The organism is Gemmata palustris (assembly GCF_017939745.1).
Lineage (GTDB): Bacteria > Planctomycetota > Planctomycetia > Gemmatales > Gemmataceae > Gemmata > Gemmata palustris.
On sequence record NZ_JAGKQQ010000001.1, the window covers coordinates 6,921,313 to 6,947,703 of the forward strand.

20 protein-coding genes and 1 pseudogene are annotated in these 26,391 nt (G+C 66.0%); 16 read left to right on the plus strand and 5 right to left on the minus strand.

Annotated features, from left to right (window positions below; translation table 11 throughout):
* Positions 1-75 precede the first annotated feature (75 nt).
* From J8F10_RS28760 to J8F10_RS28815, 13 genes and pseudogenes are all read left to right on the plus strand, one after another.
* Positions 76-1,062, plus strand: coding sequence for an aldo/keto reductase (locus J8F10_RS28760; protein WP_210659856.1), 987 nt, complete (start codon positions 76-78; stop codon positions 1,060-1,062).
* A gap of 113 nt (positions 1,063-1,175) precedes the next feature.
* Positions 1,176-1,841 carry a cytochrome c3 family protein gene (locus J8F10_RS28765; protein ID WP_210659858.1) on the plus strand — a complete coding sequence of 222 codons (666 nt, stop codon included), beginning with the start codon at positions 1,176-1,178 and terminating at the stop codon, positions 1,839-1,841.
* 79 nt (positions 1,842-1,920) lie between these two features.
* Entirely contained in the window at positions 1,921-5,460 is a 3,540-nt protein-coding gene (locus J8F10_RS28770; RefSeq protein ID WP_210659860.1) for a TAT-variant-translocated molybdopterin oxidoreductase, read from the plus strand.
* Between the two features lie 167 nt (positions 5,461-5,627).
* Positions 5,628-6,971 (plus strand): annotated as a pseudogene (gene nrfD / locus J8F10_RS40960) (NrfD/PsrC family molybdoenzyme membrane anchor subunit); the annotation flags it as partial.
* Positions 6,972-7,034: 63 nt separating this feature from the next.
* Positions 7,035-7,658 (plus strand): DUF3341 domain-containing protein, encoded by a 624-nt coding sequence (locus J8F10_RS40965; RefSeq protein ID WP_390891155.1) that lies wholly within the window; start codon positions 7,035-7,037, stop codon positions 7,656-7,658.
* A 100-nt stretch (positions 7,659-7,758) separates the two neighbouring features.
* Positions 7,759-8,628: a c-type cytochrome gene (locus J8F10_RS28780; protein WP_210659865.1), complete on the plus strand. Its 870-nt coding sequence runs from the start codon at positions 7,759-7,761 to the stop codon at positions 8,626-8,628.
* A gap of 103 nt (positions 8,629-8,731) precedes the next feature.
* Positions 8,732-10,003 carry a hypothetical protein gene (locus tag J8F10_RS28785; protein ID WP_210659866.1) on the plus strand — a complete coding sequence of 424 codons (1,272 nt, stop codon included), beginning with the start codon at positions 8,732-8,734 and terminating at the stop codon, positions 10,001-10,003.
* A gap of 89 nt (positions 10,004-10,092) precedes the next feature.
* The gene (locus J8F10_RS28790) at positions 10,093-10,527 is read left to right on the plus strand and encodes a hypothetical protein (protein WP_210659867.1); all 435 of its coding nucleotides are present in this window, start codon (positions 10,093-10,095) and stop codon (positions 10,525-10,527) included.
* Positions 10,528-10,532: 5 nt separating this feature from the next.
* Positions 10,533-10,793: a hypothetical protein gene (locus J8F10_RS28795; RefSeq protein ID WP_210659869.1), complete on the plus strand. Its 261-nt coding sequence runs from the start codon at positions 10,533-10,535 to the stop codon at positions 10,791-10,793.
* A 72-nt stretch (positions 10,794-10,865) separates the two neighbouring features.
* Positions 10,866-12,320: a cbb3-type cytochrome c oxidase subunit I gene (locus J8F10_RS28800; protein WP_210659872.1), complete on the plus strand. Its 1,455-nt coding sequence runs from the start codon at positions 10,866-10,868 to the stop codon at positions 12,318-12,320.
* 409 nt (positions 12,321-12,729) lie between these two features.
* Positions 12,730-13,548 (plus strand): cbb3-type cytochrome c oxidase subunit II, encoded by an 819-nt coding sequence (locus tag J8F10_RS28805; protein ID WP_210659874.1) that lies wholly within the window; start codon positions 12,730-12,732, stop codon positions 13,546-13,548.
* Positions 13,545-14,435 (plus strand): c-type cytochrome, encoded by an 891-nt coding sequence (locus J8F10_RS28810; RefSeq protein WP_210659875.1) that lies wholly within the window; start codon positions 13,545-13,547, stop codon positions 14,433-14,435. The genes J8F10_RS28805 and J8F10_RS28810 overlap by 4 nt, the downstream gene beginning before the upstream one ends.
* A 230-nt stretch (positions 14,436-14,665) precedes the next feature.
* The gene (locus tag J8F10_RS28815) at positions 14,666-15,475 is read left to right on the plus strand and encodes a hypothetical protein (RefSeq protein WP_210659876.1); all 810 of its coding nucleotides are present in this window, start codon (positions 14,666-14,668) and stop codon (positions 15,473-15,475) included.
* Positions 15,476-15,479: 4 nt separating this feature from the next.
* Here J8F10_RS28815 and J8F10_RS28820 read toward each other — a convergent pair whose 3' ends face one another.
* From J8F10_RS28820 to J8F10_RS28830, 3 genes are all read right to left on the minus strand, one after another.
* Positions 15,480-16,118 carry an HAD-IA family hydrolase gene (locus J8F10_RS28820; protein WP_210659877.1) on the minus strand — a complete coding sequence of 213 codons (639 nt, stop codon included), beginning with the start codon at positions 16,116-16,118 and terminating at the stop codon, positions 15,480-15,482.
* Positions 16,119-16,195: 77 nt separating this feature from the next.
* Positions 16,196-18,136, minus strand: a complete 1,941-nt coding sequence (locus J8F10_RS28825) for a hypothetical protein (protein ID WP_210659878.1) — start codon at positions 18,134-18,136, stop codon at positions 16,196-16,198.
* Between the two features lie 376 nt (positions 18,137-18,512).
* Positions 18,513-20,273, minus strand: coding sequence for a transglutaminase-like domain-containing protein (locus J8F10_RS28830; RefSeq protein ID WP_210659879.1), 1,761 nt, complete (start codon positions 20,271-20,273; stop codon positions 18,513-18,515).
* Between the two features lie 388 nt (positions 20,274-20,661).
* On the opposite strand from J8F10_RS28830, the gene J8F10_RS28835 reads away from it, so the two are divergent.
* On the plus strand, positions 20,662-21,288 hold the full coding sequence (locus tag J8F10_RS28835; protein WP_315854177.1) for a hypothetical protein: 627 nt from the start codon (positions 20,662-20,664) through the stop codon (positions 21,286-21,288).
* Between the two features lie 521 nt (positions 21,289-21,809).
* Here the strand turns inward: J8F10_RS28835 and J8F10_RS28840 are convergent.
* Complete coding sequence (locus tag J8F10_RS28840; RefSeq protein ID WP_210659880.1) at positions 21,810-23,048, minus strand: PQQ-binding-like beta-propeller repeat protein; 1,239 nt, start codon at positions 23,046-23,048, stop codon at positions 21,810-21,812.
* 404 nt (positions 23,049-23,452) lie between these two features.
* On the opposite strand from J8F10_RS28840, the gene J8F10_RS28845 reads away from it, so the two are divergent.
* Positions 23,453-24,418, plus strand: a complete 966-nt coding sequence (locus J8F10_RS28845; RefSeq protein ID WP_210659881.1) for a hypothetical protein — start codon at positions 23,453-23,455, stop codon at positions 24,416-24,418.
* A 191-nt stretch (positions 24,419-24,609) separates the two neighbouring features.
* Positions 24,610-25,485: a hypothetical protein gene (locus J8F10_RS28850; RefSeq protein WP_210659883.1), complete on the plus strand. Its 876-nt coding sequence runs from the start codon at positions 24,610-24,612 to the stop codon at positions 25,483-25,485.
* 17 nt (positions 25,486-25,502) lie between these two features.
* Here J8F10_RS28850 and J8F10_RS28855 read toward each other — a convergent pair whose 3' ends face one another.
* On the minus strand, positions 25,503-26,306 hold the full coding sequence (locus J8F10_RS28855; RefSeq protein ID WP_210659885.1) for a hypothetical protein: 804 nt from the start codon (positions 26,304-26,306) through the stop codon (positions 25,503-25,505).
* Between the last annotated feature and the right edge of the window lie 85 nt (positions 26,307-26,391).

Sequence of the window (26,391 nt, forward strand, 5' to 3'; positions counted from 1 at the left end):
GAACCATCGTTTGTAGCGCAGGGCTTCTGCCCTGCGCGTTCTTGTGCTCTTCTTCTTTGAGACTGGGATCACACGATGAAGCACCGCAAGTTCGGTGACGCGAACGTTTCGGAAGTCGGGCTGGGCTGCTGGCAGATCGGCGGCGATCAGTGGGGCGATGTTGCCGAATCGGACGCACTTGAGGTATTGCGGGCCTCCGTCGAAGCCGGTGTCACGTTCCTCGACACCGCGGACGTGTACGGCGCTGGGCGTAGCGAAGAACTGATCGGCCACTTCCTCAAAAATTACCCGCGCGAGCGGTTCTTCATCGCGTCGAAGTTCGGGCGGTTCCCGCGCCCAGGTTGGCCCAGCAACTTCGAGCCGAAAACCATTCGCGAACACACTGAGAATTCGCTGAAGCGCCTCGGGATCGAGCGCCTCGACCTCACGCAACTCCATTGCCTGCCGATGGAGCAGCTCCAGCGCGCCGAGGTGTGGGACACGGTTCGCGCGCTGAAGCGAGAGGGCAAGATCGCCCGGTTCGGGGCGAGCGTCGAATCGGTGGCCGAAGCGGAAGAGTGCATCAAACACGAGGACTGCGCGTCGCTGCAAATCATCTTCAACATCTTCCGCCAAACGCCCGAAACGAGTGGCCTCCTCGCCCGCTGCAAGGCGCGCGGGGTCGCGATCATTGTTCGGCTCCCGCTCGCGTCCGGGTTGCTCGCGGGGAAGTATACGCCCGCAACCACGTTCGGCCCCAACGACCACCGCACCATCAACCGCAACGGCGAGAAGTTCAACGTCGGCGAAACGTTCGCGGGCCTGGGCTTCGAGAAGGGGCTGGAGACGGTCGAGAAGTTGAAGCCGCTCGTGCCGGCCGGGTACACGCTCCCGCAACTCGCGCTGCGCTGGTGCCTCGATCACGACGCGGTCACGACCATCATCCCCGGCGCGCGCAACCGATCGCAAGCCCGGGCGAACGCTGCCGCGAGCGATCTCCCGCCACTCCCGGCGGACGCACATGCGCAACTGCGTGAGTTCTTCGTTTCGGCGGTAAAACCGTTGGTTCGCGGCCCGGATTGATTTCGCCCTTGCCGACCAGTGGCCGCGACTCATACGATTACCGACGGCTTGTGAAAGTTTTCACAAAGTCGCGGTGATCGCTGCATCGGGCTGATTTTTGGGGGAGCGAGAGCGTGCCGTCCATCTTCTCGCGGTCACTCGATGGTCACGTCCGTCAGGCCGTTATCGGCCTGGGGGTGCTGGTCGCGCTCGTCGGTACCGGCTGGTACTACTACGCGCTGCCGAGCTACACCCGCGTGGGCTACACGCCGGAACAACCGGTGCCGTTCTCGCACGAGTTGCACGCGGGCAAGCTCGGGATGGATTGCGCGTACTGTCACCAGTCCGTGTTCGAGTCGCCGCACGCGAGCGTGCCGAGCTCGCAAACGTGCATGAACTGCCACAACCCGAAGAAGGCCAACGTGAAGGGCGCCAGCCCGCTCCTGGCCCCCGTGCGGTCGAGCTTCGACACCGGGCGCCCGGTGGAGTGGAAGAAGGTTCACAAGCTCCCCGAGTACGCCTACTTCAACCACGCGGTCCACGTCAACAAGGGCGTGTCGTGCGTGTCGTGTCACGGCCAGGTGAACGAGATGAAGGTCGTGTCACACGAGAAGTTACTCACGATGGGCTGGTGCTTGCAGTGCCACAACGACCCGCACGAGCACCTGCGCGACGTGAAGGACGTGACGAACCTGAAATGGAAACCGGAGGGCGGGAAGACCGCCGGGGAGATCGGCGCGTTGCTCCAAAAGGACTTGCGCGTGGCGCCCCCGATGAACTGCCAGGCGTGCCACCGGTAGTTGCGTAACCGGGCGCCCGGAGTTTCACCCCGGGTTCCCGATCCGATTGGTTTGGTTCCGATGCGGGCGAAGGGTTCACATGGACCGACAGAGCTACTACCGCAGTCTCGAACAACTGGCGGATTCGCCGGAATTTCGGGCGTCCGCGTCGGAAGAGTTCCCCGGCTACGCCAACGTGTTCGAGTCCCTCGGCGCGGCGGAACTGAGGGGCGATGAGCCCGAATCGGTCGGGCTGAATCGCCGCAGGTTCATGGCGCTGTCGGTCGCGACGCTGGGCGCTGCGGCCCTCGCCGGGTGCCGCCGGCCGGACATCCAGATCCTCCCGTTCTCCGCGGTGCCGGACGAACAGATCGGTCACGTCGTTCCCGGTAAGCCGACGTTCTACGCGACGAGCGTTCCGCGGACCGGCGGCGCTCTCCCCGTTCTCGTGGAGAGTCACGACGGGCGCCCCACCAAGATCGAGGGCAACCCGCAGCACCCGTCCAGCCTCGGCAGCACGGACGTCCACGCACAGGCGTCGGTCCTCGATCTCTACAGCCCCGACCGCGTGATGTCGGACAAGTACCCCGGCGTGATGGAGGGGAAGGCCGCGCGGAAGTGGGAAGACTTCGACCGGTTCGCGCGCGGCGAAACCGAGAAGCTCGTCAAGGATAAGGGCAAGGGGTTCTACGTCCTCACGGAGCAGGTGCCTTCGCCCGCGCTGCGTGTACTGCGTGCGGCGATCAAGGACAAGCTCCCGCTCGCGTCGTGGCACAGCTACGAGGCCGTTGATACGAGTGAATCGCTGAAGGGTGCGGAGACCGCGTTCGGCTCGAAGTTGGTGGCGCGGTACCGCTTCGACAAAGCGGAGCGCGTCCTGGCGCTCGATAGCGATTTCCTCGGCAACGAAGCGGACGGCGTGTTCCACTCCCGCGGGTTCGCTGCGAAGCGCAAATCCGAGCACATGAACCGCTTGTACGTCGTGGAGTCGACGTACACCGTGACCGGCACAATGGCCGATCACCGGCTGCGCGTGCCGGCCACACAAGTGGGCGCGTACCTGCTCGCGCTGGCAGACGAGCTGAAGAAGACGCACGCGGCGAGCTTCAAGAAGCCGGACGCGGTGCCGGATGTGCTTCCCGCATCGACAGGCTCGTTCCCCGGTAAGTGGGTGAAGAGCGTCGCGAAGGATTTTGCCGAGCACGCGGGCAAGAGCCTCATCGTCGTTGGCCCGCGGCAAGCCGCGTGGGTTCACGCACTCGCGCACGCCCTGAACGACGCGCTGGGCAACTACGCAGCGGGGATGGCCGAGTTCCGCGACGCGCCCGCGGAACAAGTCGACAAGACGCTGAAAGAACTCGTCACGGACATCGCGGCGGGCCGCGTGAGCACGGTGCTTGTCATCGGCGGCAACCCGGTGTTCAACGCACCGGCCGACTTCCGGTTCGGTGAGGAACTCGCCAAGGTCGCGAAGAAGATCCGGCTCGGCTCGTTCTTCGATCAAACGTCCGAGAGGTGCGACTGGCACCTGCCGCTCGCGCACTTCCTCGAAGGTTGGGGCGACACGGAAGCCGGCGACGGGTCGCTCTGCTGCGTGCAACCGCTGATCGCGCCGCTCAACAGCGGTAAGAGCGGCAGTGATGATGCGGCCCCGCCCGCGCGCGGCGGGCGCACCGCGCTGGAGGTGCTCGCGCTGCTCACGCAAGCGCCCGGTGCGGACGGCAAGCCGGTCGCATCGTTCACCGCGGCGCAGAAGGCCGGTTACGGCTACGTCCGCAAGGCGTTCAGCGACCGCAGCGGCATCGCGCTGACGGCCCCGAACTTCGACGACGAGTTCAACCGCTACAAGCAGGTCGGGTTCTTCCCGGTGGACGCGGACAAAGCCAAAGCGCTCAAGTTCGCGAAGCCGGACGAGACGAACCGCAAGCCGAAGGGCGTGAGCGCGAACAAGGCGCGCGTGGCGGCCGCTCTCGCACCTTACCAGCCGGCCGAAGCGCCTACCAAGGACGCGGTCGAACTCACGTTCCACCCGTCTTACGCGCTGTACGACGGCAGCGGGGCGATGAACCCGTGGCTCCAGGAGATGCCGGACCCGATCACGAAACTCGTGTGGGACAACGCCGCGATCCTGAGTCCCGCGACCGCGACCGCGTTTGGGGTCGCGCAGAACGACATCGTTGAAATCCGGCTCGGTGAATCCACCCTCGCGGTGCCGGTGTTCGTGCTGCCGGGGCAAGCGGACTACTCGGTCGCGCTCCCGTTCGGGCAGTTCGGCCAGATGCGGATCGCGCACGTTCCCAACGGCGGCGGAACGGACGTGCTCCCGCTGCGCCGGTCCACCGCACTGCACACCGCGGTCGGTGCCACGCTGAAGAAGACCGGCCGAAAAGCGGACCTCGTGACCACGCAGGAGCACGGCGTCATCCCCGAGGGGCGCGACATCGTTCGCGAGGTGGACGCGGGCAAGAAGAAGGACGATCACCAGCCCGGTTCGGACCACGGGCACGAGAAACCGGGCGGCGCCCACGACCACGGCCCGAAGCTCGGGATCGCACCGACCGGGCACATCACCGAAGAGGCCCTGAAGAAAGAGTTCCAGGGCGGCTACGGCAACAAGCAACAGCCCCCGGCCCCGTCGGGCGTGAAGCAGGAGCGGTTCCCGCTCGACCTCGCGCGCCCGGAACTGCTCGACAGCCAGTTCCAGTGGGGCATGGTGATCGACCTCAGCGCCTGCTCCGGGTGTACCGCGTGTCTGATCGCGTGCCAGACCGAGAACAACATCCCGGTCGTCGGTAAGGACGAGGTGAAGCGCAACCGCGAACTGCACTGGATCCGCATCGACCGCTACTTCTCGTCCGCGACGACCCACGGCGAGGCCGCCGACGCCGAGCCGACGATTGTGTCGCAGCCGGTCGCGTGCGTCCACTGCGAGGCCGCGCCGTGCGAACAGGTGTGCCCGGTGAACGCGACGGTCCACAGCCCCGAGGGGCTGAACCTGCAGGTTTACAACCGGTGCATCGGCACGCGGTACTGCTCGAACGCCTGCCCGTACAAGGTCCGCCGGTTCAACTGGTTCGACTTCAACAAGCGCCGGCTGGACGAACTGCGGGTCGCGACGCCGTTCGCGAGCGGGGGCATGAGTTTCACCGAGAGCGGCGTGCCCGAGACGCTCAAGATGCAGAAGAACCCCGACGTGACCGTGCGGATGCGCGGGGTGATGGAGAAATGTACGTACTGCGTCCAGCGCCTCGAGCGCGGGAAGTACGGGGCGAAGATCGCCGCCGCGGAAGTGGCCCAGGACCGGCGCACGATCGAAACGGACGGCAGCTTCAAGACCGCGGACGGCTCGCTCTCCGCGTACAAGAAGCCGAAGAACCCGCTCGCGGCCGGCTACGACCTCGACGCGGTCGGGCGCGTGATCGTTCCAGATGGCGTGATCGTGACCGCGTGCCAGGCGGCGTGCCCGGCGCAGGCCATCACCTTCGGCAACATGCTCGACCCGAAGAGTAAGGTGGCGAAGCTGAAGGCGCAGGAGAGCGACTACCTGTTGCTCGGCGAACTGAACACGAAACCGCGGACGAGCTACCTCCCGCGCCGGTGGAACCGGAATCCGGACATGGTATCGAAATCGGGAGAGTGACGCTCCCGGCTCTCCCGGCGCCCTTCGGGGCCAGTAAGACACGTGCCCCAGCAGGGGCACCGCACATAGCCAGGGATTTCAGCCCTGGTCGATGAGGGCGAAGTGTGACCGAGACCACCCACACCCACGACACGCACGCCGGGCACGGGCCGAAGTTCCCGGACCCGCTGCCGCGCATCCCGCTCGTGTGGGGGCCGGCCGACTACTCCACCGTCTCCGAGCAGATCAGCGCGATCACCGAGAAGCCGCAGCCGTACTGGTGGTGGCCCACGCTGCTCGTCACCACGTCGCTGCTGTGCGGTGGCGTGCTGGCCGTGAGCTACCTCATCTCGACCGGCGTCGGGGTGTGGGGGAGCAACATCCCGGTCGCGTGGGCGTTCGACATCACCAACTTCGTGTTCTGGATCGGGATCGGGCACGCGGGCACGCTCATCAGCGCGATCCTGTTCCTGTTCCGGCAGAAGTGGCGCACGTCGATCAACCGGTTCAGCGAGGCGATGACGATCTTCGCCGTGATCTGCGCGTTCATTTACCCCGCGATGCACGTCGGGCGCATCTGGTACGCGTGGTTCTCGGCCCCGCTGCCGAACGCGAACCACATTTTCCAGAACTTCCGGTCCCCGCTGCTGTGGGACGCCTTCGCGATCTCGACGTACTTCACGATCTCGCTGATCTTCTGGTACATCGGCCTGATCCCGGACCTCGCGACGCTCCGCGACCGGGCCAAGAGCCGCACGCGCCAGATGATCTTCGGGTTCCTCGCGCTCGGGTGGCGCGGGAGCACGCGGCACTGGCGCCACTACGAGGTGGCGTACCTGATGCTCGCGGGCCTCAGCACGCCGCTCGTGTTGAGCGTCCACTCGGTCGTGAGCTTCGACTTCGCCACGTCGCTGATCCCGGGCTGGCACACGACGATCTTCCCGCCGTACTTCGTGGCCGGGGCGATCTTCGGCGGGTTCGCGATGGTGCTCCAGTGCATGATCCCGGCCCGCGCCGTGTACAAGCTCGAGAACGTCGTCACCATCAAGCACATTGATGTGATGTGCAAGTTCATCATGGCGACGGGGACCATCGTCGGGTACGCCTACTGCATGGAGCTGTTCATCGCGTGGTTCTCCGGCAACCCGTATGAATGGCAGACGTTCAAGAACCGCGCGTTCGACGGCGACTACACCTGGGCCTACTGGGTGATGATGACGTGTAACCTCTTCATCCCTCAAGTGTTCTGGATCCGGTGGTGCCGGCAGACGCCGTGGTTCGTGCTCATCATCGTGACGTTCGTGAACGTCGGGATGTGGTACGAGCGGTTCGTCATCATCGTGCAATCGCTCCACCACGACTTCCTGCCCGGCTCGTGGGGGCAGTTCCACCCGACGTGGGTGGACTGGCTCCAGATGATCGGCGACTTCGGGCTGTTCTTCACGTTCACCCTGCTGTTCGTCCGGTTCCTGCCGATGGTGGCGATGGCCGAGGTGAAGGGCGTGCTGCCGATGGCGAACCCGCACTACCACCCGACGCCGGAATCACAGTACCTGAAGGACGAGCACGGCCAGTACCCGACCGAGGACCACGCGATGGCCGCAGCCTACGGCCCGCCGTCGCACCCGCCGACCGAAGTGCAACCGCACACCGAGCCGGTCCCGGCGTTCATCCCGACCCCGGGCGGGACGGGCAAGCCGTGGGGCGCGGTCGCCGAGTTCGCCAACGGTACGGACCTGCTCGCCGCCGCGAAGAAGGCGCTCGCGGCCGGCTACAAGCACCTGGATGCGTGGACGCCGTTCTATGTCCACGGGATGAAGGAAGCGATCGGGCGCACGCGGAGCCGGCTGCCGCTGTTCACGCTCGCCGGAGGGCTGACCGGGCTGACCGCGGCCGCGGCGCTGCAGTTCTACCTCATGACGTACTACTACCCGACCATCGTGGGCGGGAAGGAGTACCGGGCGTGGGAAGCGTTCGTGCCGGTGTTCTTCGAGATGACGATTTTGTTCTCAGGGTTCTTTACGCTGTTCAGCCTGATCGGGCTGTGCGGGCTGCCGAAGTTCTTTCACCCGCTCGATAGTCACCCGACGTTCAACCGCGGGACGCAGGCGGGGTTCTTCCTGACAATCGAAGCCCTGGACGCGAGTTTCAGCCCGGACGCGACCCGCGCGTTCCTGGAGTCGCTCGGCGGCAAACACGTGGCGGTGGTCGAAGCATAAGTCGACTTACCCGGTCCCTGAAAAGGGGCAGAAGGTTTTGGTTTTGCTCCCCTTCCCTTCAGGGAGGGGGCCGGGGGTAGGTTCTTCAAGGTTCATTCGCATGTACATGATCGACGCGAACGTGTTCATGAACACGGTGGTGGCCGTGATCCTCGGCACGACCGCGCTGCTGCTCGGGGCGACGGTGCTGGCGTCGTGGATGGGCAAGCGCGGGCGCGTGATGTCGTACCTGTACATGTTCACCGCGCTGTTCGGCTCGTTCACGGTCGTGGTCGCGGCGATGGGGTTCCGCGGGAAGAAGAGCGACTCGCGCCCGTGGCACATCGTCCTCGACATGAAGTACCAGCCGAAGTACCTGAGCCAGGGTCAGAGCAAATACTTCGCGGACGGCCGGAGCAACCGCCTCCCGCCGGACAACACGGTTCCCTTTGACGGCACCGACTACGGCGCCGATGCGGGCACCCACAGCGTGCCGAACCCGGACTTCCTGAAGGCCGACAAGCGGTACTACTTCGGCATCGCCAACGCCGACGCGAAGGGGGCCGACGGCGCGCCCGCGAAGCCCAAGTGGGACGCCGGGAAGTTGACCGGCGAGGGTTACTACGTGAACAACCTCCCGCCGCAAGCGGTCGAGCGGGTCGGCGGGTGGGAGGCGCTCTTGAAGCGCGGGCAGGTACAGTTCAACCGCAACTGCGCCGTCTGCCACGGCACGAGCGGGCGCGGCGGTGGCGGCGATCTGGCTTACGGCATCGTGGGCGCCTACGGCCTGAGCGTGCCGCCCGCGAACGTACTCACCCCGGACGTTCAGGCACAACCGGACGGGCAACTGTTCAACACCGTGACCAACGGGAAGGGCTCGATGTCCGGCTACGGGCACCAGGTGCGGGACGCACTGGACCGCTGGGCGATCGTGGCCTACGTCCGCGAGTTGCAGTTCGCGAACGGGAACGCGGTGGCGGACAAGAAGTAACTGCGATCTGCGTGTTGGTGGCACAGAAAAGAGCGTCCGTGCCACAGGAGTTAAGACGGGTCACCGGACCCGGGCCACGACAAGAAGCCAGAGAAGAAGGCCGATGAGTACCGCGAACATCACCGACGGCGCCGGCGGACCCCCGCCGCTCACCTACCCCGCCGGGCTGCCGGACCGCGTTGCCCCCGTTGGTGACGCGCTCGCCAGCGGTATTCGCACCCTCGTCGCGGTCCTGTTGGGCACCGGCGCGCTGCTCGTGATCGGGCTGTTCACGGACGCGAAACAGTTCTACCACTCGTACCTGTTCGGGTACGTGTTCGCCCTCGACATCGCGCTCGGCGCGCTGTTCTGGACGCTGATCCACCACGTCGCGGACGCGGGCTGGTCGGTCGGGTTGCGGCGCGTGTTCGAGAACATCAACCGCGCGATCATACCGCTCACGGCGCTGTTCGTGCCGGTACTGGTCGGCACGTTCACGGGCAACCTGCACGCCTGGTACGAGTTCGTTCACACCGTGCCGCAAAAGGGGCACGGCGAGCACCTGTGGCACGTCAAGCACCTGTACTTCAACACGCCGTTCTTCGCGACCCGGATCGTGATCTACTTCGCGGTGTGGATCGGGTACTCGGTGGTGATGCGGAACTGGTCCACGAAGCAGGACGCGGTCGGCGGCGTAGCGCTCACGCGGAAGATGCAGTGGTGGGCGCCGTCGGGCGTCGCGCTCCTGGGGCTCACGACCACGTTCTTCGCGTTCGACGTCCTGATGAGCCTTCAGTACTCGTGGTTCAGCACGATCTTCGGCGTGTACTTCTGGGCCGGCGGCATCCGCGGGTCGCTCGCCACGGTCGTCCTCGTGGTGCTCGGGCTCCGGGCCGCGGGGTTCCTGCGGAACACGATCACGATGGAGCACCTGCACGACGTCGCGAAGATCATGTTCGGGTTCACCGTGTTCTGGACGTACATCGCGTTCGCGCAGTATTTCCTGATCTGGTACGGGAACGTGCCGGAGGAGACGCAGTTCTACCTGCTCCGGCGCAACGGGGCGTGGAACACGATGAGCATTTTGCTCCCGATCCTGTACTTCGTGGTGCCGTTTTTCATGCTGCTGCCACGAGCGCACAAGCGGAGCCCCGTGTGGCTCGCGCTCATCAGCTCGTGGATCTTGGTCATGCACGCATATGATCTCTACTGGCAGGTGATGCCGGTGCTGCACCAGGACACGATCCACTTCCACTGGCTGGACGCCGCGGCGCCGGTGTTCATGTTCAGCGTGGTGCTGCTCTCGGCGATCTGGGGGTTCACGCGCCTGCCGCTGATCCCGATCCGCGACGCGCGGCTGAACGAAACGATCGGGTACGAGAACGAGACGCCCTGAGCAGGATTCGGGGTTCAGCAACCGGGATTCAGGACAGCCGTCAGTAACACGCGGAGGACGGGGAGGGGACACGAAGAGCGCAGGCGGGGATGATTTCTTCCCCGGTGCCGAACTCGGACCCCGACCCCGCAACGATAATGACCGACCCGAGCTCCAATAACGCGGTTCCCGCTGACCCGTCCCAGGGCTTCCCGTTCATCACGGTGGGCGCGTCGGTGGGCGTGCTGTTCGCGTTCCTGTTCCTCATGTGGCTCGTGACGAACCGCGAGAACGTGCTGGACGCATCGAAGACCGATCTGAAGGGCGAGCCCAAGCCGGACGCCGCCGCGAAGCTCGACGAGGTGAAGGCGCGCAACGAGGCGGCCCTCAACGGCGTCGGCGCGAAGATGTCGCGCGACGAGGCGCGGGGGAAGCTGCTCTCTTCACTCAAGGGGCCGAACGACAAGATGCCGTTCCCCGCACCGGAACCGCCGGCCCCCGTTGCGCCGAAGAAGGACGAACCCAAGAAGGACGGGAAAGGATAAGGGCCATGAGTGCGCTTGCCGCCCTGTTCGCGGCCCACGAGGTCGCCGTTCCGGGCGCGCCCGTGAGTGCGGCCGACGTCGCGCTGTTCGCGACCGTGATCGGGTCGATCGTGCTGTTCGGCGGCGCGGCCGCCCTCGCCCTCAGTTGGGCGTTCCGCGACGGCCAGTTCGATAACTTTCAGCAGGGCTCGCAGTCCATCTTCGGGCCGGACGAGCCCGTTGGCGAGGCGACCGACACGTTCCCCGGAACGCGGGACGGGCGCTAGGACGGGCCGGGGGCCTGCCGCAACAAACTTTCCCACCCCTTCGGCGCGCCCGCGCCCGGAGACCGATTCGACATGGCCGTGATCGCACCCGAACCCCGCCAATACGATCGCGCGAAATCGGCGGAAGAGCGCGCCGCAATCGACGCGTCGTGCCGCGGACCGGTGCTGCTCTTCGCCTCGAGCGCGGTGCTCTGGTTGCTCGTGGGGTCCGCGCTCGCGCTCCTCGCGTCGATCAAGCTCCACAGCCCGTACTTCCTCACCGGGAGCGCGGAACTCACGTTCGGCCGCGCCCGCATGGCGCACCTCCAGTCGGTCGGGATCGGCTGGTCGTCGCTCGCGGCGGTGGCCGCGTGCCTGTGGCTCATGTGCCGGTTGTCGCGCGCGGAACTGATCTACCCGAAGATGCTGTACCTGGCCGGCGCGCTCTGGAACGTGGGCGTGTTCCTCGCGGTGTTCGGCATCCTGTTCGGCGACGGCCAGTCGGTGGAGTGGCTCGACGCCCCGCCCTACGCGCCGCCGTTCTTCGTGGCCGCGCTGGGGCTCGTCTCGGCGTGGACGGTGGCCACGTTCCGCCGGCGCCGCGAGCTCCACGTGTACGTCACGCAGTGGTACATCCTCGGCGCGGTGTTCTGGTTCCCGTGGCTCTACCTCGTCGCCCAGTTCGTCATCTTCTGGATGCCCGTTCCCGGCGTGGTGCAGCCGATCGTGAACTGGTGGTTCGGGCACAACGTGCTCGGGCTGTGGTTCACGCCGGTCGCCGTGGGGACCGCGTACTACCTCATCCCGAAGATCATCGGGCGCCCCGTCCACAGCTACTACCTGAGCATCATCGGGTTCTGGGCGCTGGCGCTGTTCTACTCGTGGGCCGGGATGCACCACCTGATCGGCGGGCCGATCCCGGCGTGGCTCGCGACCGCCAGCACCGTCGGCAGCATGATGATGTTCATCCCGGTGATCGCGGTGGCGATCAACCACCACATGACGATGCTCGGGCACTTCCAGCGCCTGCGGTACAGCCCGGCCCTGCGGTTCACCGTGTTCGGGTCGATCTCGTACACAGTGGTGAGCTTCCAGGGGTCGCTCATGGCCCTGAAGGACTTCAGCGAAACGGCCCACTTCACGCACTACATCGTGGCCCACGCGCACCTCGGGGCGTATGCGTTCGTCACGATGATTTTCTTCGGGCTGTTCTACTACATGGTCCCGCGCCTCACCGGGCGCGAGTGGCCGAGTAGCACGCTGATCCGCGTCCACTTCTGGTGCGCCGCGGTGGGGATCACGGCGTACTTCGCGGCGCTCTCCATCGGCGGGTGGTGGCAGGGCCGCATGATGAACAACCCGGACGTGCCGTTCGCCAAGATCGTTCTGTACACGCAACCGCACCTGTTCGCGCGATCGGTCGCGGGGATCTTGCTCACGACCGGGCACATCGCGTTCGCGACGTCGTTCGTGATGAACCTCGCCGGGTGGGGGCAGAAGCGCACCGGCCCGACGTTCTTCGTGGAGCCGGCCGAACGGAAACTGTGAAATCGGGTGCCCCGAGAGCGGCCCGAGCGCTAGTACCGCGGGGCAGGCAAGATCGGGCGATTTTGTGGTTCCTGCTTGTGACGCGGGCGCGACATTGGATATAATGGTCATGTGTTCATTGCTTAGTGCGGCCGAGGCTCCGGGAATTGCGCGTCCCGCGGCGCTTTTGAGCCCAGCAACAGGGGTAACACGGGTGGTGGTTTTGCTTTGTTTGCAACGCCTTCGCGGAATTGTGTTTGCGGCGATTCGCTAACAATTTGACGCCCCAAATTTGTTAGCGAATGTTAGCCGCGCGGCGGGGCGATCTGCGGGTGCCGATCAGCAGGGTAAGGCGAACGCGATTCGGGTGTTTACACTGGGCGCGTGTTTCGACATTTAGTGTCCGCGGCGCGTTTCTTGAGGGACCGATATGGACCGCGGGATGGTGATTTTTCTGGGAGCGGTGCTCACGTTCTCGTCGAGCTGGCTGGGACTGGTCGTGTTCCCGTTCTGGCAGTTGGGGAAGCAGCAGCCGTACCAGAAGGACGAGGGCGACGAGCCGTACCCGCAGCCGCTCCAGGGCACCGCGCTCGCGGGCCGCAAGGTCTATCAGAACAACGGCTGCATGTACTGTCACACGCAGCAGGTGCGCAGCGAGAAGTTCGGCGACTGGTGGGACGCGAACGGCGAGCACAAGACCGGGGCCGACATCAAGCGGAGCTACGGCCTGCGGCGCACCGTGTCGCGCGACTACATCTACGACAACCCGACCATGCTCGGCACCATGCGCACCGGGCCGGACCTCGCGAACATCGGCGCCCGCAACCCGTCGGACGCCTGGCACCACACGCACCTGTTCAACCCGCGGTCGGCGAACGTGTGGAGCATCATGCCGTCGTTCGCGTTCTTCTACGCCCGCGAGAAGATCGTCGGGGGCCGCAGCGACAAGGCACTGTCGCTGGGGCGCGAGTGGACCGTCGACCCCGGGTACCGGTGGCGCCCGAGTACGAAAGAATGGGACGCGGTCCTCGCGAGCCGCGGGAGCGCCCTCGTCGCGCAGTACACCGCGGGCCAGCCCGAGGCGATCAACATCGGCACGCCCGAGGGCAAGAAGCGCCTCTTGGAGTTCTGGCTGACGACGCCGGAAGAAGAGTACCAGGTGATCCCGACCGCCGAGGGCGACGCGCTGGTCGCGTACCTGTTGGCGCTGCGGAAGGCCGAAGTCCCGCTGCCGGAGGCGAAGGAATGAGCACGCCGAACCCGAACGACGCGCCGAAAACGGACGCGCCGGTCGTTCCGACCGGCGGCGACTCCGTGTCCGACCTGCACCGGGCGCACATGATCCAGATGAACGACCCGGTGATGCTCACCGCGGACGGCGTGGACGACAGCCCCGAGAGCGACGAGCCGGGCGCCGGCGGATCGGACTCCGTGCAGGGCCTGCACGAGATGGTGATGCGCGAACAGGCCGAGCCGCGCGACGGGTTCGAGCCGATCCCGTTCTGGGTCGCGGTCGTGTGCGGCGGGCTGCTCATGTGGGGCGGCTACTACGTCGGCGCGAACTCCGCCGACTTCCGGCGCGACGTGTTCGACGAGCCGGACCCGAAGCCGACCGCCGTCCAGGGGCCGACCGCCGACCCCGATCCGCAAACGGTCGACGACCTGAAGGCGGTCGGCAAGCAGAAGTACGACGCGATCTGCGCCGCGTGCCACTTGCCGGACGGGAAGGGGAAGCCGAGCGAACAGCCGCCGATTCCGCCGCTGGACCGGTCCGAGTGGGTCGCGGGGGACAAGGCGACGCCCGCGCGCCTTTCGCGGATCTTGCTCTACGGGCTCAAGGGGCCGATCGAGGTGGACGGCAAGCCGTTCTCCGGCACCGGCACGGCCATGCCCGCACACGGCTCGCTGCTGAAGGACTACGAGATCGCCGGTGTGCTCGCCCACATCCGCAACAGTTGGTCGAACAAAGCCGACGCGGACAACGCGAAGCCCGCGATCACCGGCGCGACCGTGAAGGCCGCTCGCGCCAAAGAGAAGGACGGCAAGCGCGCGACCAACGGCACCGAGCAGATGACCGCGGAGGAGCTTCTGAACCTCGCCCGCGACTACACTGATCCGCCCGCGGCAAAGAAGTAAGGTTCGCGAGGTGTAGGGTGCGAGTGACGCGCCCTACACTTTGCCACATGTCCGCAGCCTGTTCATTTTACCCACGCAGCTACGCCCGCACACGTTGCACAATCGGCAACTCCGCCACGTTGCACAATCGGAATTATCGCAGTTCGGCTCAAGTCCCGTGGGTCGCGCCCGTCCGCAGCCTAGAATCGGATGTCGGAGAACGTTCGTTTCGATGCGCGGAGGACCGTCACATGACTCGGAAATTGATGCTCGTCGCGGTCGCCGCGCTGGTGGTCGGGGCGGCCGGGTGCCGGCACAAGTGCTGCCACCTGAACGAACCGGGCAACCGCCCGCAACCCTTCCTGCCGAGCGCGCCGCGGAACTCGATCCTGCTCCCTCCGGCCGGCGTACCGACGTCGCCCGCGCCTTCGGTCCAACCGCCCGGAGGGTCGAGTAACTTCCCGCCGCCGGACATTGGCGCCCCTCCGAAGAGCGGCGGAGCCGAGACACTGTTCCCGGACCCGCTCCCCGCGAACCCGTCCGCGCGACCCGCGCAACCGGGTACGCCGGGCCTTCTCGGGGCGCCGGTGAAGCCGCAAACGACCGAGCCGCCGAAGACGACCGGGACCGGGTACACGAAGGTGAAGGACGGGCTGTTCGCGGGGAGCAAGCCGACGCTCGACGGGTTCGACGCGCTCAAGAACGCGGGGTTCCGCAGCGTGGTTTATTTGCACGCGACCGGCTCGGACGCGAGCGCGATCAAGGACATGGCCGCGACCCGCGGGCTGGCGTTCCACGCGATCGAAACGACGCCCGAAACGCTCGCGGCCGCGAGCACCGAGTTCAACCGCGTCGCCGGCGACCGGCTGAACCGCCCGACCTACGTGTTCGGGGAAGACGAACTGCGGGCCGGTGCGGTGTGGTACCTGCACTTCCGCACGGCCGACTCGCTCGGCGACGACGTGGCCCGCCTGCGTGCGCGGCCGCTCGGCCTCAGCGACCAGGGCGACGAGGGCATCGCCTTCGCACTGGCGATTCGGCGGGTGCTGGAACCCAAGTAGTGATTCATCGTTCCCGCTCCGCTCCGACCGCGCCCATTAACTCGCGCACTTCGGTCGCCACGAAATCGGGTGCGCCCGTGCGCAACAGTTCCGATTTGTGGAACCCCCACGCGACTGCGGCGACCTTCACACCCACCTTCTTCGCGGCTTCCACGTCGCGCAGTTCGTCACCGACGTAGAGCACGTCCGCACGGTCCATGCGCTCGGCGCGCAGGATGCGTTTCAGGGCCTTGGCTTTACCGAAGAGGCGCGGGTACCCGATCACGAACGCGAAGTGCTGCTCCACGCCGTTGGCCCGCAGGCAGCGCCGAATGTTGTCCTCGCGGTTCGACGACAGCACGCCCAGCCTCACCCCTCGGGCCGCGAGTTCGGTCAGAACCTCGGGGATGCCGGCGATCAGTTGCAACTGGTCGGCGCCTTCTGCGGCGATGGCTTGGTACTTGCGCACGAGGCGCGGCAAGCGCCAGAGCGAGATCCCGTGTTCTCGGAGGAACTGGCGCGTGGAGAGCGCGCGGGCGGCACTCAGGTCTTCGATCGGCTTGAAGCCCATCTCCGGCGCGAGCCGGTTGAAGATGGTCACGGCCGACGGTAACGAGTCCGCGAGCGTACCGTCGAAGTCCCAAACGACGAGTTTGAACGACACATCGGCCTCCCCCAGAGGGCACCCGCGCTCGGCCTCCGGGAATCACGAGTATTAACGAGCGAAAGGTGCCCGCCGGGTTACGCGCCGGGACGGGCGCCGGGAGTGCGCGGGAGCGCGGCGAAGCGGCTCGGCGACGGGGGCGGAAGGTGCGTAGCGAGCCACGCGGCGGCCCGGTCCGCGTCCCAGCCTGCGGTCGGGTCGAAGCTCACGGCGGCGGTGAACGTGAACGGTCCGGCGCCGGTCACCTTCTCGCGCACGCCCGCTTCGAGGTCGACCCACGCGGCGTCCGGGCCGACGTCGGCCGCGGACCAGCCCGCAGTGATCGCGTCGGCCCCGTGGGTCCAGCAGAGTTCGCCGCACGGCCGCAACAGCACTTCGCCGAGTTCGTGGAACAGGAAACTCTTCGCGACGGGGACGGCCGTGTGGCCCGGGAACGCGATCTCCGCGAGCAGCGGGTCGGCGCCGGTCGCGGTGAACCGGAGTTCGATTTCGGGGCGATCGGCGAGCGGCTCGCGCGTCATTGATCGGCGCTGGTCGGGTGTGAGGTGCGTGAGCCGGCACACGAGCCGTTCGCCTTCCACCGTCCACGTCTCGCGGTCGAGTGCCTTCGCGAGACGGGCCGCAAACGGTACTTCGGCCCGACCCGATCGCGGGCCGCGCGAACGAGCGTTGTTGAACTGCGGGCGCGGGTCGTCGGGGGGGAGCGCGTGGCCGACCAGAACCCAGCGCTCGGCGAGCCGCGCGAGCCGCGGGAACTCCGCTTCGGGGAGTTCTTCCGCGCGGTCGAGTACGAGTACCCCGAACGGTGGCTTGTCGGCGAATGCCGAGAACACCGGGTCGGCGCTCAGGCTGCCGGGCGTGCCGACGATCGCCCGCGCACCGATTTGCGGAGCGGACCGCGCGATCTCCGCGGCCTTCTCTCGGGCCGCGGTCAACTTCTGTTCGGCGGTCGCGCAGTCCTCGCCCGGCACGGCGGCCGTGATGACCTTATTGAGCGCGGTAGCCTCGGCTTGTGCCCGCGCTCGCTCGTCTTCGGTCGTGGTGATCGCAGCGTCACTCGCTGTGCGCCGGGAAGAGAGCTCGCTCGCGACCAGCGCCGCGCACTCGGTGGCAGTTGTGGCCCGCGAAGCGTCCGACTTCGCTTGAAGGTCGCGCACTTGATCGGCGAGTGCGGCCACTTCTGTTTCGTGGGCGTGGACCTGCTTCTCCAGGTCCGCGAGGTCGACCGTACCGGGTTTCGTTTTGCCGCTGAACAGGCGCGACAAGAACCCGGGCTTGCGGACCGCTTCGGCGAGAATGTGCCGAGCCTGTGTTAGCGCCGCTTCTTTTTCGGTGTGGGCCGCGGTCGCGGCTTGTAACTCTGCCGCCAGTTTCGTGGTCGCTTCGTCGTGATCGGCTTGAAGCTTGGCGAGCGCGAGTGCGAACGGTGTGTCCGTTTCGGCCCGCAAGTCCGATTCGATGCGGTCGCGCGCGGCGGTTCGCTCTACGAGATCCGCGCCCAGGCGCGCCAGCGATTCGTTCACTTCGGCCAATCGCGCGAGCGCCTTGGAAACGCTCGCGAACGCCGCGATTCGGCTCTCGGCCGCAGTGACCTCGGCCGCGGCTTCGCGGCGCGCCTGTTCCGCGCGGGCGCTGCCGAGTGCGACGGACGTCACCTTGCTAACGGCCGGGGACGGGCGGGTCGGGTTCTCGTCGTCCGCGAGCGCGCGCAGGACGGGTACGCCGCACTTGAGCAACCGCTCGGTCACGCGGTCGGCCGCGCCCGGGTTGGGCGACAGCACCAGGACGCGATCGGGCGCGGCGCGGGCGATGTCGGCGATGACGCGCTCCCCGGCCGCAGGATCGGCGTGGATCACGAACAGATCGCAACACCCCGCGGCGCGGGCAACGGCGGCGTGTTCCACGGCCGTGCGATCGGCGGGCGGAAGTGCGATCGGAGCGATCGCGGGAATGGCGTCGCCCGCGAACAGGCGCGTGAGCCACTGGCGGCCGCGGTCACCGGGATCAGAAGCGGTCACGGGGTGCTCTCCCCGTGCGGTGAGTGTGCCGGGTGCCGGGGCGGGCGATCGGGGGACAAGGGTCGCGGTCATCAACGAACCATTGCCTTCGTGGTCTGGGTGCGGAGCCGTGTGCGCGACCGACCGGGCCGGCGTCGGGGCGAGCGGGGTGTGCAGTTCCCGTTCTGTCATGCCGGCACTCTGACTGACACAACGGTCATCGACGCTCGCTCACGAGGGGTCGCGCGGGAGGAACGGGCACCCGTCGCGCGTTTTGCGCCTCACGACGCTTAAGAAACGTGTTCGGCAGCAGTGCCAAGAGTATAGACGGTCTATCACGGGGAAGCTATCGCACACTTAAATTTCATGCGCGATTCGGGCACTCAGAACTTTCCGACTACGGTTCCACCTTCCCCACGGTCACGGCCGGTTTCGCCGAGAGCACCCGCAACACGGGCAGCAGCGGGGCGAAGGTCTTTTCGTCGTGCCAACTGTGGTCCGCGATCTTCAGGTGGCCGGGACCGACCCCGCCGCCCCCGAGCGTCGCGTCGAGCGGGAGCCACTGGCCGTCCGCGAACGCCTCGAACCACATGTGGTACGCGAGGTACGGCTTGCCGTCCTTCGCGGGTGCGTACACCAGACCCAGTACCGTCCGCGAAGGCACCCCAGTCGCCCGGCACATCGCGGCGCCGAGCATCGCGTACTCGGTGCAGTCCCCGCTGAGCGTTTTCGCCACGTTATCGGCCGTCGCCATCGCTTGGGAGAACTCGAACGCCTTCATGTTCCGGTGGACCCATTGCTCGATGGCCGCCGCCTTCTCCCAATCACTGGCCGTTGCGGGTAAGCCCCTCAGTGCGGCTGCCGCGTGGCCCTTCACGCCGTCGTTGTCCCAGTTGATGAAGTAGTTGCTCGCGGTGAACTCTTTGCCCGGCGCGGGGGCGCCGGCCCCCCTCACTGGACCGTGAGCCGCCGACACGTGCAGTTCAAAGCTCTTCGTCTTCGGGTCCGGGTTCTTGACCGTTTGGCGCGCGTCCCCTGCAAAGAGGGTGGTCGGTTCGTCGTCTTTCGGGGCCGATACCTTGTAGACGACACTCCTACCCGTGTGTATTCCAGGAATTTCGCGATCTAGGCGAATCGATTGCGCGTTGAACAGCTCGATCGGCCGCATTACGGCCGCCGTCGCGGACTCCTTCGTGGTGCGGAGGAACGTGACTTTACCGCCAAAACCGGGGAAATCGAACTCCATCTTCAGCGGCTCGAACGTCTCCGCATCTACCCAGGTGGTTGCGGGTGGCAGTTTGAAATTGCCGACCGACTCCATCTTGGAAACGTACCGAAGCAGTTTTCGGGCCGGTTCCTTCGGCCAAAGTGCCAGAGACTCTTCCGCTTCGAGCGCCACGGTCATCTTCACGACGCGGTTAATCACACCGATGTACGCGGGGTAATCGAAGGACTCGCCCGCTTTGATCCGCTTCTCCTTAAAGAGGGCCGGCTCGCGGACGCACCCGACCACGCCCTCGGGCCAGGGCGTGTCGCTGGCGCCTTTCGCGGCCCCGTCGCCCGTCACTTTGAGCGTTTTGCCTTCGACCACGCCGCTCAGCACAAGGGCCTGATCCTTGCCGATCCCTTGCCGCATGCCGGTAACAAGGATGTCGCCGGCCGCGTTTTCGACGGACGATTCCTCACCCCATTGACTCACGATCTGCCCGAACCGCGCCACCGTGAAGTTCTGGTACTTCACCCCGACGAGGAGCACGCGGTCATTTTTCATGGTCCGCTTCGCCCCCCACTGAACGTAACCGATTCGCTGCCCTTCTACGGCGGCAACGAACCAGTAGTCGAACGCGGTGTCGGCATCGAGTTTGGGCACACCGGGGGGCGGGACCGCGATCGTACCGGCCACCGGGCGCCCGGCTACCTGTTGGGTCGGTTGAGTGGGTGCGGTTGGTTGTGTTGTGACGAGGGACGGAGCTTTCCCATTGGGCCGGATGATGATGAACTTGGACGCATCAATCGCGGCGGGCACTCCCGACTCACCGGACATCTTCGGCCGGATGACGATGTTCTTCTGGTCTTCCGATTTGGCGGTTTGTGCCAGGAAATCGGTCGCAAACAGCACACAAACCGCGAGCGCGAGAAACGCACCGAATTGCCGCATGAGGGATTCTCCCGTTGTGCCGTCCCGAACCGCAGGGTCAAAACTCGGAGCCTCTGACGTCACTTACTCTTCATTCATGTCGCGTCGCTGGTCGGCTTGATTGGTTCAACGGAATTCGGGCCGGGCGCGTTGGTAACGGGCGGCACCAACGCGCCAGTGCCCCGATCATACACCGGTTCCGTAATCGGAACACCCGGACTTCGCGCCAGTTTCGTGCGCTTCGGGCGAACGGCGCGCTATAATTCGGGCGGCACGGACGCCAGCGACGCAAAATTGGGGCTAAGTTAGACTGCCCAGGGCTTTTCACCCAGACGCCGACCGCCACGACGCGACACCACTTGATTTCCGTCTCCCTGGGCTAAATTCCGTTGTCGCGCGAGGTGTCCCCGTGACTCCTGACCGGCTGGCCACGCACCTGTCCGTGAATTCCTACGGCTCCTTTACGCTGACGGACGCGATCCGTCCGGGGGCCAGTGTGCCGGTGTGCCCGCGCCAGGGCTACCGTGTTGAAGTGTACCGCGACCAGCGCGCCAAGTTGCGCCTCCCGATGCTCTCGGCCGCGGTATCCGCGGAGCGGCTGTTCGAGACGTTCCTGGCGCTCCTCGAGCCGCTGGGCGAGGTGGTCCACGTGGTGCTGGAGAGCAGCCACGGGGTGCTCGCGGACGGGCACGCGGACTTGCGCCGCGAACACATCGATCTGGCCGTTCTCACGAGCCACTTCTGTGAGTTCGAGGAGCTGCTCACGAACGACGGCTGCACGGGGGTCGCGGTGCTCGCCGAACGGCGCCCGATTGAGGTGCAGTTCGACGAACATAAGCTGTTCCACATTTACGCGCCGAACCTGAAGCCGTTCCGCCGCGTGCTGCGTGCCCACGGGGTGCGCCGGCGCGAGACACTGCCGCTCATTTCCGAAGCCGAGCACCTGCACCACACCACGGAGAACTTCGCGGACGACTTCCGGCAACTCGCGATGCGGGCCGGCGTCGGCGACTTCGACCGCGTGTTCAGCGATTAATTGCAGTGCCCTTTGAAAACCGCGAGGTGTGCAATCGTCGCGCACCTCGTTGTCGAATCAGTGGAGCTGGCCTGACTTCGTCCCGTTGCCCCCGACACTCGGGTAACATTTGCTAACATTTTCGACCCCCTCGAAATGTTAGCGTTTAGGTGCAATTGCTTCTGGAATAAGCCTTTGCGATCAGCACAATTCTTGCGCCGCGTTCTGTCTCGGAGTGATACCGTTTGTGGTGTTGTGCATAGTACCTGGCAGGTGTCAGGTCGAGCCGCACGTCCGCAAAAACTGACACCGAAAACCCGGGCTTCGCGCGCAGTGCGAATATAGAGAAGTGTAAATCAGTTCACTTTGTTTTGCAAGCCCAATTTTGGGTCGGGCTGCCCCAGGACCACACAGGGCTTCCGCCCTGTGCTACGGAAGACGGCCCCTCCGGGGCGAAGACAAAAAACTATCAATGCCTTTCACGCCGCGGAGCGGCCGGCGTTTGTAGCCCTGTGCGTCTCTTGTGCGCCTTGTGCTGTCTTTCACTTCTTCTCGATGCGATACAGCGCCTTCTCGGTGCGGAGCAAGAGTGCATCGCCGTGGACCGCGCAACTGGCCTGTGTCTTCTCGCCGAGCTTGTTCTTCGCGATCTCTTCGTAACTCGCGCCCGGTTTAAACACAGTCGTCGTGCCCGCTTCGTCTAGCAGGTACACCAGTCCGTCCGCGAGCAGCGGCGACGAAGAGAAGTTCCCGCCGACGCGCTCGTTCCACCGTTCGGCCCCCGTCTTCGCGTCGAGGCAACTCAGCACGCCGCTGTCGGAAACCATGTACAGGGCGTCGTCGATCGCCAGGATCGACGGGTTGAGCGGGACGTTCTTTTTGACCGTGAACGCGACGTGCGAGCCCGTCACGTCACCCTTTCCGTCCGGCTTAACGGCAACCAGGTTCGCCGCGTTGTACCCGGTGCAAACGTAGACGAGGCCGTTCGCGAACACCGGTTTCGGTACCACGGAATACCCGCTCCCGTAGGTCGCGCGCCAGATCTCCTGACCGGTCTTCGGGTCGAGCGCCATCATCACTCCACTACCGGCGGAGACGAGTTGCTCTTTATCCTTCACTTTGATGAGTAACGGTGTGCTGAACGAGAACGGGTTCGCCCCGGTCTTGTTGTTCCGCGGCGTCTGCCACGCGATCTTTCCCGTTGCCTTGTCGAGCGCGATCACGGCCTGTTTGTCGGTGCCGTCCACGCTGAAGATGAGGTGCTTCCCCGAGAGGACCGGCGACCCACCGTTGCCGTGAACCGGGGTGTACTTGAGCTCCTGTTTGGCCCACACCTTGCTCCCGTCTTTCGCATCCAAGCACGCGGTGCCCATGTGCCCGAAGTGGACGTACACTTTGCCGTCCTCGACCACCGGTGTCGGACTGGCGTGGCTGTTCTTCTTGTGGGGTTTCGGCGCCTCCGCGCCTTGCTTGAATACCTCTTGGTCCCATTCGATGTCGCCAGTTTTCACGTCCAAACGCACCGCGCGGAGCGAGTAACCCTCTCCCTGAGAAACGGCGGTCGTCAGATAAACCTTTCCGCCCGCGACCGCCGGCGACGACCAACCCAACCCCGGTAACTCTTTGCGCCACGTCACGTTCTTTTTGGTGTCCCATTCGGTCGGCAGTTTCGCGTCCGCGTGTCCGTTGCCGGCCGGTCCGCGGAACTGGTTCCAGTCGGCTGCAAGTAGGGTGGGAGCGAGTGCGAATGCGAGCGCGAAACGGGAGACGAACCGGTGCATGCGCGGACTCCGAGCGAGAAGGGCTTGGTGGCGGGAGAGTGTTACACACTTTATGTCGAAATCGGCGCCGGGTCTTTCGGAAAGTCAGTGACCGGACGAACGGCGGGCCGCCCCGACGTGGGCGGACCCGCGAATCGTGGCTAACAATTCTCCATATTTCGCCACTTTGGGCTGACATTCGAGTAACACGCACACCCAAAATGCGCTCCTGACCTGACGCACGCGACATTGAATCTTGCGAACGGCGCGGCGTAAGCCCGCCGGTGTTTTCAGAGGTCATTCGCTACAAGTTTTTCGGGTACGGTGTGAGCCATTGTGGTGGGCGCCACCGGCGGGCTTACGCCGCACCGTTCGCAAGGCGCCATTCAACAACACCCGCCCCGCGTCACGGTAGAATAGCCGCCATGAAACTCATCGTGAAAACCGTCCTGGTGCTGCTGGCGCTCACGAGCGTGGGCATCATGGCCGCGCTTCAGTTCCAACCCGTAGGCGCCCCCGGACCCGCGCCTCTGACCGCGTTCGGCGATTCGACCATCCGCGCGAAAGCGGGCGCGTCCGACATCGTCATTCGCACCACCGCGCGCACGGCCGGGGCGATCCACTCGCTGACGTGGGGCGGGAAGGCGTTCGTGGACAGCTTCGACCACGGGCGGCAAATCCAGTCGGCATCGAACTTCGACAGCGGGCAGAAGTTCGTCCCCGAGGTGTTCAACCCGACCGAAGCCGGGAGCATGGCCGACGGGCGCGGGGCGACTTCCACGGGCAAGTTGCTCGAGCTGAGCGCGAAGGAAAACGAACTCGTGACGCTCAACCGGATGGCGTTCTGGCTGAAGCCGGGGGAGAAGTCGCTGGGTAATCCCGCGCGGAACACGGTCGCGCTATCGGACCACTACCTCGCGAAGCGCGTCATCATCGGCTACAAGGAACTGTCCCACGCGATCGAGTACCGAGTTACGTTTCTCGTTCCGAGCGGCGAGAAGCACACCTACGCGCAGTTCGAGGCGGTCACGGGGTACATGCCGCCCGAGTTCGACACGTTCCTCCGGTTCAATGCGAAGGAAGGGAAATTGCAACCGCTCACCGATGGCCCAGGCGAGCAAGCCGACCCGGTCGTGTTGGGCACAGCCGACGGCAAGCACGCAATGGGCGTGTACGCGCCGGATCTACCGAGTAGGGGATTTGAGGGCGCCGGGTACGGGCGGTTCCGCTTCGTGCCGGAAAAGGTGGTGAAGTGGAACTGCGTTTTCCGTTTGAGGAATCAGGACGGTGTTCCCGGTGGCGACCACCAGTTCCGGTGCTTCGTTGTTGTGGGCACGACCGCGAATTGCGAAGTGACGCTTACCGCGCTGCACAACGAGTTCGCGAAGTAGCGGGCCGCACGAGCCGTGAGGCGGGCGCGCGCCGGCGCTGGCACGGTAGACCCGCGACCCCTATTACAACGGTTCCGATTGTAGTGACGGGGCAACCGCGCCGGGCGCAATGGTGAGTGCGCGCGGGCTGCATTCCCGGCTCTGATTCGCTATCATCGCGCTCATCGGACGTGTCGCCACCCGAGGTCCGCGTGATCCGGTTTAACTGTCCCAACTGCAGCCGACACTACGAACTGCCGCCCGCGCTAGCGTTCCTCCCGCTGGTGTGCAAGCAGTGCGGTCACCACATCACGCCTCCGGCCTCGGAACCCGATCCGCCCCCTCCCCCCGCTCCGCCGCCTGTGCCGGTCCAGCCGAAGCCGGTCGCTCCAGCAGTGCCGCCGAAGGCCCCGCTACCGGTCGCCAAGATCGTTGCGCCCCCACCGGGTGCGAAACCCCCGACCGCGAAGTTACCCCCACCGGCCGATGTGAAACCGCCGGTCGCGAAGCCGCCGGCTCCCCCGGCCGACGATACCGACGTGTTCGTGACGAAGCCGGATTCGACGCCGGACATCGACTTCAACGTGGGCGGGCCGACGGCCTCGAGCCTCAGTGACGCGGCCCGCATCTGGCCCCCGGGGGCGAGCGACGCGAACCAGGCCAGTTCGCCGGAACTCGAAAGCACGGTGGGACCAACCTCCACCACGGAAGCGCACGCGGCTCCGGGAATCGACCTCAAGTTGCTCGGCCCGGAACCCCCGCGCACGCCCCCGCCTTCCAAGCGTACTCCCCAACCACCGGAGCCCGAGCCGGAACTCGAGGAGCGGCCCGAACCGACGCTGGTGCCGTTCATCGCCGATCTGGTCGCGTTCGTCGTGCTGGTCGTGGTCGGGATGTTCGTTGGCGAAATGCTGGCGAAGAAAACAACGGGCGAGGTGCTCTCGACGGCCGGGTCCGCGCCGACGTTCCCGCCGCCCGATTTACTCTTGTGGGGCGGTCCGCCCGCGGTGTTCGCGCTAATCTATCTGCTGCTCAGCAGCCGGAAGTTGAGCGTGGGTGAGTGGCTGCGCCGCAGGCGCGCCCAGTAAACAAATTGCTGCATCATTTACCGCGTGCGCCCGGCCTCGGCCGCGATCGACGCCCGGCGCGTGCCCGAGCCGAGTGACGGGAGGTCGGGCGCGGTGCCGGGGTTCACTTGGCGGGCGCGGATCACGAGCACCCGCTGGCGCGGCTGCCCGTTCGCTTCCACGCTGAAGAGCGCGGCGCCGAGCGTGTCCGACTGGTCCGCCTGCCACCCGATGACCAGGTACTCGTTGCGGCCGAGCGGGGCATCGAACGCGAGGGGCTGGTACCGGACCAGCGGAACCTCTTCGTGCTTCACGAACCCGGTCGCGTCCGCGGACGGGCGCAGGAACAGTTGCCGCTCGCCGTGCTGGAGCTGCGGTTCGCACCACACCCGCACGCGGCGGTCGCTCGTCGGTTCCGGGCGCACGAGGATGCCGCCCCGCGCCTGTTTCAGTTCGACCGGCTTGCGCTGGCCGGCGAGGTCCGTGAGGACGGTGAACTCGCACCGCTCGTTCGGCCCGCTGGTCGGCAGCACTTCTTCCTTGCGGTTCGCGAACGTGAGCCCGCGCCCGCCGATCGCCTCCGAATCGGATTCGAGGAGCGTTTGGAACCGCGCCGGGAGCGCCCCGGAGATGACGCCCGCGCGGAGCCCGTTCTCGCTCAGGAGCACCTGCATTTCGGACGAGCCGATCGGCAGCGTCGCGGCCCAGAGGTCGCGGTCGAGGAACCGGTCCCCGACGGGGCGCTCGAGGATGATCGACTCGAGCTGGATGCCCTCGACCTGCTGCACCGGCGCGAGGGACCGGGCCACGGACGCGAGCGACGGTTTTTCGGTGCGGGTCAAGCACCCGCACGCGGTTCCCGCGCACAACGCCACAATCACCGAACGCACCCACGCCCGCCGCATCGGTTCGCACGCCTTGGGTATC